Origin of the sequence: Saccharibacillus sp. WB 17, from assembly GCF_008634075.2 — a bacterium.
Classification (GTDB): Bacteria; Bacillota; Bacilli; order Paenibacillales; family Paenibacillaceae; genus Saccharibacillus; species Saccharibacillus brassicae.
The window spans coordinates 23,828-30,408 of record NZ_VPFK02000037.1; the positions used below are offsets into that span (position 1 = coordinate 23,828).

Genomic DNA, 6,581 nt, shown 5'->3' on the forward strand with positions numbered 1-6,581 from the left:
AACGGGATTATAAAAGGCAGGACGATCCTCCTCTGGAAATCGGTTGTATGTGCAAGAGAAGTCCCGTACCTATTCAAGAAGGGAAGTAAGAACATGAACGAAATGATGGGAAGTGTGTCCGAAACGCCGCTGCATTTTTATCACAAACGGGGCAAAGCGCTGCAAATCGCGCTGTTCGGTCTGCTGTTCGTAGTGGCCGGGATGTACCTGACGGTACTCGGCTTCGGGGAAGGGGAAGACGCTTCCCTGTTCGGCGGCGTGATGGGTCTGCTGTCGCTGCTGATGGGCGCAGCCGGATTGGGCTTCGGCGTGAGACGTGCGTTCCGGCTGTCTCCGGTGCTGACGCTGGACGAGAACGGCCTGCACGACCGGGTAGCGGCGGCCAGCGCGGGCTTTGTCGCCTGGAGCGATATTAGCCGAATCGAGCCGTACGCGCTGATGGGCCAGCCGTACATCGGGATCGACCTGTACGATGCCCGCGAATTTTCGGCGCAGCGCAGCGGCTTCATACGCGGCCTGATGCGAGCCAACCGCGGCCTCGTCTCGATGCCGGTCAACATCCCGATGCAGGGCTTCGGCCGCGAATCTGCCACGATCCTGGCCGAGATCGAAGCGCACTGGATGCGGTACGGGCAGACGGGGCGGTAGGCCGGCGGCTTGTCGAACGCGAACGTTTTGTATGGAAAAGGGGATACGCAAAAATCCATATCGAAAAGCCCCGATTCTCCCTTGGAGAATGGGGGCTTTTTTTGGATTGTTCGACTTCACCCTCACTGTGCGGGTTGTGCGGCACGGCGCGCGACCGCGGGACGATTCTTTCGAACGCACGAGGGAGCTGCGCCGAATAAGTGCAGAAGTACAGTTAATCCGCCCTATTTCGGAGCATATATGAAAATAACTGCGAGAATACACTTAATTGTCTCTTTTTCATCTTAACGAAGCGAAAAGAGAGCAAATAGATGTATTCAGGCAGTTATTCGTAAAACGGCGTCGTTTTGTGGGCAAATAAGAGCTTTTAAGCACTTATTTTGGGCGGAAAAGCGGAACGTCTGCCGAAGCAAAGCCGTTCATTTCGGCACGTTCCCGCCAAGGCGCGAAACGTGAGCCGAAGATCATTACTTCGGCACGTCCCCGCCAAGGCGCGAAACGTCAGCCGAAAATCATTACTTCGGCACGTTCCCGCCAAGGCGCGAAACGTCAGCCGAAAATCATTATTTCGGCACGTTTCCGCCCGCGATCCGGTCCCCGGAGTCGCCGGACGGGTCGGTTTTCTGGTCGTCCGGGCCGGCGTGGATGATGATCGAGCGGCCGGCGACGGACATGGCGCTGTCCGGTCGGAGGTTGGCGCCTTCGAGGAAAAATTCCTGCACGGCTTTGCCGTTGGCGGCGACGGTCAGGTTTTTCTCGAAGTCGCCGACGTGGGCGCCTTTCGGATTATGATGGCCGTGTTCGTGGCTGGTCGGGTTGAAGTGGCCGAGAGCGGTCGCGAAATCGTTGTTTTTGACCGGCATCTGGTGCACGTGGATACCGTGCGCGCCCGGAGGCAGGCCGGTCAGGCTGACTTTGACGCGGACGCCGCCTTTTTCTTCCGTCAGGTCGACGCTGCCGTGGACTTTGCCGTCTGCGTTTTTGACGATCGTTTTGGCGGAGCCGGTCGAGATCGCCTGGTTCGCCGCGTCCCAGTAGACGGGCACGTCGAGCATATCGCCGACCGCGCGTACCGGCACGTACGTCGTGCCGTCGTAGTTCAGGGCAGCCGGAGACTTCGAGCCGCTGAGGCCGGTCGGCGCCGGAGCCTGCTGGCGTTCGCCGAACGCGAAGAACGAGACGTTGGAGACGACAGCCGACACGGACGTGCCGGCCGCTCCGGCGGTCAGGCCCGAGAACAAGACGGCGCCGCATACGAACGAAGCCGCGAGATGCTTTTTGCCGAGAGGTTTTTTTGCCATGTGAAAGATTCCTCCTTGGAAGTTGGGATCGGACAGGATGTCCGGGCGTTGCTGCTCCTTACCCCTGCGGCAAAACGGCGAAACGCAATGTGTAAACCGTTTCATAGGCTGCTTTGTAAAAAAGTGCTACCCAGACGACGGACGATTTGCTACAGTAGAAAAACTGGATTTGGACTTCTTTCGCGATTTCAGCCTGACTCGGGACGTACTTTTTACACCTTGAGACTGGAAAAAAATGTTATACTTTAAGTATCCTTACGCAGGGAAGAGGGATGGCGGTTTGCATAAGACGATCAGCCTGGCACTCGGTTCGATCTGTGCCGTGTTTTTATTTTTCACGATGATTTCGGCGATCCGCTTCGTGCAATCCGCCTGGCAGCCGCCGCAGCCGCAGGATTCGCAGACGGACCGTTACCGGCTCGTGCTTATTACGCAGGATTTGGGGACACCTTTCTGGAACAAGGTCGGCGAAGGAGCGGAAGCGGAAGCGCGGCGGATCGGGGCGAATCTGGAAGTGTGGGGCACGTACGGGGAAGATCGGGAAGATTTTCTCAAGCAGCTCGAGATCGCGATCGACGCCAAAGTGGACGGCATTATCGTGCAGGGCATGGACGAAGACCGGTTCGATAACCTGACGAAGGTCAAAGCGGCTTTTTCCGGGATTCCGATCATTACGGTCGCAAGCGACGTGCCGATGTCCGACAGTATGCGCAAAACGTACGTCGGTTCCGACGCGTTCGCCGCTGGCCGGATGATCGGAGAACGCCTCGTGAACGATATGGGCGAAACAGGGCGGGTCGTGCTGATCGGCGACGACCGCGAGGAGTACGACCAGCGCCGGCGCCTCGAAGGCGTGCGCGGCGTGCTGGAGCGTTACCCGGACATTCGCGTCGAATACGTCAAGACGTCCGACGACGAAGTGAACGTCTCCGCGGCGACGCAGGACGTGATGAATCGTTTTCCCGATGTAAACGCCTTCATCTCGATCGACGCCAATCTGACCGCCGCGATGGTGCAGGAGATCGGGCGGCGGTCGCAGATCGCTCCGTACCATATTTACTCGTTCGATGACCATCCGACCATTTTGCCGCTGCTGCGCCAGGGCAAGCTGGACGCGATCGTCGAGCAGTCGCCGGGCGAGATGGGCGAGACGGGCGTGCGGATGATGACGCGCTGGCTGAACGGCGAGACGGTCCCGCTGGATGTCGAAGGGTATCTGACCGATATCCGGCTGCTGACGACGGAGGAGGCGCCATGATCGGCATTCAACGCAAAATCTGGACGCTGACCGCCCTCGTCATGTTTATTATGGCTTCGATCTGGATCATGCTGACGTACTACAACCAGAAGACGCAGGATCAATACAACGATATTTTGCAGCGCTACCTGTATATGAACGAAGTGACGACGACGAGCAGCCAGACGGTCAATTCGCTCAATATTTACCTGCTGACGCCGACCGAAGGCAATCTCAGCAGCCTGCGCCGCAGCGAGCAGCAGCTGAAGCAGGCGCGCAGTTCCGTCGGGCGGCTGCGCAACGGGGAGAACGATTTTGCGCTCACCAGTTACATGAACCTGATCGACAGCCTGGTCGAGACGACGGACCGTTCGGTCATGTTCAAGTCCGAGCGCGAAAACGAAGAGTCGACGCGGGCGTTCGCGGAAGCGACGCGTATCTCCCGCTACATCTCCGAGATGACGCTGCAGCTGATCGATATCGAGCTGAATACGTACGACCGCTTTTACCGCAGCATTATCGAACAGGCCGAAGAACTCAAGAAGCTCGGCATCTGGATTCTGCTCGCGATCACGTTCGGGCTGCTGCTGTTCACGTACTGGTTCTCGCTCAGCATCACGAGGCCGGTCCAGCAGCTCACCAAAGCGGCGCAGGAGCTGGCCAAAGGGCGATTCGAGCGGCAGATCACGGTCACTTCGCGGGACGAGATTTATTTTCTGGCGACGACGTTCGAACGGATGCGGGTCAACATCAACAACCTGATCCTAGAGATCCGGGAAAAAGCGCGGCTCGAAAGCGAACTTCAGCAGAGCCGCCTGCTGCTGCAGGAGAGTCAGCTGCGCAGTCTGCAGAGCCAGATCAATCCGCATTTCCTGTTCAATATCCTCGATACGCTGTCCAAAAAAGCTTTTCTGGAAGGGGCCGAAGAGACAAGCGACCTGCTGGTAAGCGTGGCCGGACTGCTGCGCTACAACCTCAAGCGGCTCGACCGGGCGGTGACGCTGTACGACGAAGTGCGCGTCATGCGCCAGTACATGGAGATCCAGTCGGCGCGCTTCACGGAGCGGCTGACGCTCGTGACCGAGATCGACGAGAGCTGCCTGTCGGTGCAGATGCCGGGTCTGACGCTGCAGCCGATCGTGGAAAATGCGGTTATCCACGCGATCGAGCCGTCGGAGAGCGGAGGCACGATTACGGTGACGATTGCGGCGGAAGGCGACGTCGTCACGGTGGAGATCGCGGACGACGGGCCGGGCATGAGCGAAGACAAAATCCGCGGCATTCTCGAAGAACGCGAGATGCAGCCGGAAGGCCATTCGACAGGGATCGGCTTCGGCAACGTCGTGCGGCGGCTGCGGCTGTTCTACGGGGTGACGGACGTGATCGAGATCCGCAGCGGCGAAAACGGCGGCGTGCGGGTCAAGCTCAAATTACCGAAAATAAGGAGAAGCGACACCTATGACAAGATTGCTGATCGTGGATGACGAGCAGGTCGGGCGGGAAGGACTGCAGGCCATTTTGCAAAAAGGATTCCCGGAACTTGAGATCGAACAGGCGAAAAACGGCAGGCTGGCGGTCGAATTGACAGAGACGTTCCGGCCGGACCTGATTCTGATGGATATCAAAATGCCGGGGATGGACGGGCTGGAAGCGACCGAGATCATCGGCGAAAAATATCCCGAGATCAAGATCGTCATGGTCACCGCGTACGATACGTTCGATTATGCCCGCCGGGCGCTCAAGCTCGGCGTCAAAGATTATCTCCTCAAGCCGAGCAAAGCGGGCGAGATCCACAAAACGGTCGGCCGCGTGCTGGAGCAGATCGCGGAAGAGAACGAGAAGCGCGAGCGGAGCCGGCTGCGCGAAGACGCGCTGGAGCGGGTCATGCCCGTGATCGAGACGGACATCGTGACGCAGCTGCTGTTCGACCATGTGCACGAGGTCCATTCGGACGAGCTGGTGGCGTGGCTCGGCGCGGACGGCGGCAGCGAGACGTTCGCGCTGTCGGTACTCGTGCCGGCGGGAGCCGAAAGCGCCTACGGCGCGATCCGCGACCTCGTCCGGCGCGAAGCGGCCGGTTGGGTCGGCGCTTTGTACGGCCGGCAGATTCCGGTCATCGCGTTCCGCGACCGCAGCCGGTCGTTCCGCGTGCAGGCGTCGGATCTTGCGCGCGGGCTGCTGGACGCGGGGCGCAAACATTCGGGTTCGAGCGACGAATGGTTCGTCGGCGTCGGCAGCGTCTGCGCTTCGCTGTCGCAGGTGCGGCAGTCTTACCGCGAAGCGCTGCTCGCGACGCCCGATCCGAAGCAGCCGGTGCGCTACCGGCTGTATACCGACAAGCCGGAGAACGGCGGCGCGGATTCCGTCCTCGATTATCCCGACAAGCGCTGGGAGCAGCATTTCTTCGAGCAGATCCGCATCGGCGACTGGGACGGCATCCGCACGGAGACGCTCGATTTCCTGCGCCGCTGCGAGAGCGAAGGCGCGGACCGGCTGCAGGCGCAGCAGCGCGTGCTGGAGCGGCTGTGGGTCGCGCTGCGGGTGCTGGCGGAGATGGGCGTGGAGATCGATACGCCGACGTTTTCGTTCCAGGCGCAGGATTACCGCCAGCTGCGCGCCGAGACCGGCGCGATCCTCGACCGGATCAACGAAGCGTACGCGGAGCATCTGGATCGCATCAAGCCCGATACGGTGCGGCGGATCAAGCAGTACATCGCCGAACGTTCGCACGAAGACATTTCGCTCGAATCGATCGGGGAGAAGTTCGAACTGAGTCCTTTTTATATCAGCAAGCTGTTCAAGGAGCAGGTCGGCGTCAACTATATCGACTTCCTGACCCAATGCCGGATCGACAAAGCGAAGAAGCTCATGAGCGACCCGGCCCGCAGCCTCAAGGAAATCACGTTCGAAGTCGGCTACCACGATCCGAACTATTTCAGCAAAGTATTCAAAAAAACGTGCGACCTCTCGCCGACCGAATACCGCAGAGCGCTGCTGGGCGGTGGGGTATGAGCGGAGAGAGCGCGGGAAGTTCGGGCAGCCGGAAAAGCTTGGAACGAGGCGAACGGACGGCGGGGGAAAGTTCGGAACGAAGCGAACGGATGCCGAAGGAAAGCGGATTTGGGCGGAGACCGGAGAGCGGTCAGGAGCGGGACGAACGAGCGGCCGGGAAAAAGAGTGCGATGCGTCGGCGAAGCATGCAGCCGCCGGTTCCGACGGTGCGCTTGCGCCGGATCGCCGCGTTCGCGCTGCTGATGCTGCTCATCGCGCTTGCGTCCTGCTCGGGCGTGCAGGACGCGCCGCCCGCGCGGGCCGGCGGCGAGACCGTCGCCCCGGCGGCGTCGGCGCAGCCGCAGCCGGCAGAGTCCGGCGCCGCGGCAGACGGCGCGGAGAAC

The 6,581-nt window shown here is 60.3% G+C and carries 6 protein-coding genes; 5 read left to right on the forward strand and 1 reads right to left on the reverse strand.

From position 1 onward, the window contains the following. Positions 1-93: 93 nt before the first annotated feature. Positions 94-648 (forward strand): STM3941 family protein, encoded by a 555-nt coding sequence (locus tag FTE24_RS17365; protein ID WP_150231978.1) that lies wholly within the window; start codon positions 94-96, stop codon positions 646-648. Between the two features lie 563 nt (positions 649-1,211). On the opposite strand, the gene FTE24_RS17370 is transcribed toward FTE24_RS17365, so the two are convergent. Next, a complete protein-coding gene (locus FTE24_RS17370; protein WP_141448711.1) occupies positions 1,212-1,949 on the reverse strand; it encodes a superoxide dismutase family protein in 738 nt (245 codons plus the stop codon). Between the two features lie 280 nt (positions 1,950-2,229). Here FTE24_RS17370 and FTE24_RS17375 point away from each other — a divergent pair, with 280 nt between their 5' ends. The 4 genes from FTE24_RS17375 to FTE24_RS17390 form a co-directional block, all read left to right on the forward strand. After that, positions 2,230-3,207: a sugar ABC transporter substrate-binding protein gene (locus FTE24_RS17375; RefSeq protein WP_150231975.1), complete on the forward strand. Its 978-nt coding sequence runs from the start codon at positions 2,230-2,232 to the stop codon at positions 3,205-3,207. After that, entirely contained in the window at positions 3,204-4,670 is a 1,467-nt protein-coding gene (locus FTE24_RS17380; RefSeq protein WP_150231973.1) for a sensor histidine kinase, read from the forward strand. The genes FTE24_RS17375 and FTE24_RS17380 overlap by 4 nt, the downstream gene beginning before the upstream one ends. Beyond that, entirely contained in the window at positions 4,645-6,198 is a 1,554-nt protein-coding gene (locus FTE24_RS17385; RefSeq protein WP_150231971.1) for a response regulator, read from the forward strand. Before FTE24_RS17380 ends, FTE24_RS17385 begins: the two co-directional genes overlap by 26 nt. 170 nt (positions 6,199-6,368) lie before the next feature. After that, positions 6,369-6,581: hypothetical protein (locus FTE24_RS17390; RefSeq protein ID WP_202111903.1), on the forward strand; the 213-nt coding region annotated here is incomplete at its 3' end.

Bases quoted from the DNA above. Each gene is read 5' to 3' on its own strand.
- FTE24_RS17365 (WP_150231978.1), top strand. From the start codon at position 94: ATGAACGAAATGATGGGAAGTGTGTCCGAAACGCCGCTGCATTTTTAT.
- FTE24_RS17370 (WP_141448711.1), bottom strand. From the start codon at position 1,949: ATGGCAAAAAAACCTCTCGGCAAAAAGCATCTCGCGGCTTCGTTCGTA.
- FTE24_RS17380 (WP_150231973.1), top strand. From the start codon at position 3,204: ATGATCGGCATTCAACGCAAAATCTGGACGCTGACCGCCCTCGTCATG.
- FTE24_RS17385 (WP_150231971.1), top strand. From the start codon at position 4,645: ATGACAAGATTGCTGATCGTGGATGACGAGCAGGTCGGGCGGGAAGGA.